Below are 489 nucleotides of genomic sequence, written 5' to 3' on the forward strand. Positions count from 1 at the left end.
CGGTGACCTCGATCCGCTACACGCCGCTGCGGCCGTTCCTGGTCCGGCTCAACGACACCGGCGGCGACCTGTCGGCGCTGGTCCCGCCGCCGCGCAAGCGGCGCCGGCGCGCGGCGCGGCCGGCCGAGTCGGACGCGGCGGTCGGCGGGGGCGCGGGCGCGGCCGGATAGCCGGCCCGGCGCGGCGCGTTCGCTCTGGGCGGATTCGGCGTCGGTGGGCTGCGCGGCACTTCCACGCGCCGGATAGGGTCGTGGGTATGACGCACCAGGTGCACGCCTTCGAGCCGCCGGAGCGGTTCGTCGCCGGTACGGTCGGCCCGCCGGGGGAGCGCACGTTCTTCCTCCAGGCGCGCGGCGGCGGCCGGCTGGTCAGCGTGTCGCTGGAGAAGGTCCAGGTGTCGTTGCTCGCCGAGAAGCTCGAGGAGCTGCTCGCCGAGGCGCAGCGCCGCTTCGGCGTGCAGCTGCCGGAGGCCGCGCCGCCGACGGGCGG

1 protein-coding gene and 1 pseudogene are annotated in these 489 nt (G+C 77.5%); both read left to right on the forward strand.

Annotated features, from left to right (window positions below; all coding sequences use genetic code 11):
* Positions 1–170: pseudogene (locus KBX39_RS32740) on the forward strand (phosphoglycerate mutase); the annotation flags it as partial.
* Positions 171–256: 86 nt separating this feature from the next.
* Positions 257–489, forward strand: a 233-nt coding sequence (locus KBX39_RS32745; RefSeq protein WP_210874293.1) for a DUF3090 family protein, incomplete at its 3' end; no start/stop codon positions are given.

Origin of the sequence: Micromonospora sp. D75, assembly GCF_018070405.1 — a bacterium.
GTDB lineage: Bacteria > Actinomycetota > Actinomycetes > Mycobacteriales > Micromonosporaceae > Micromonospora > Micromonospora chalcea.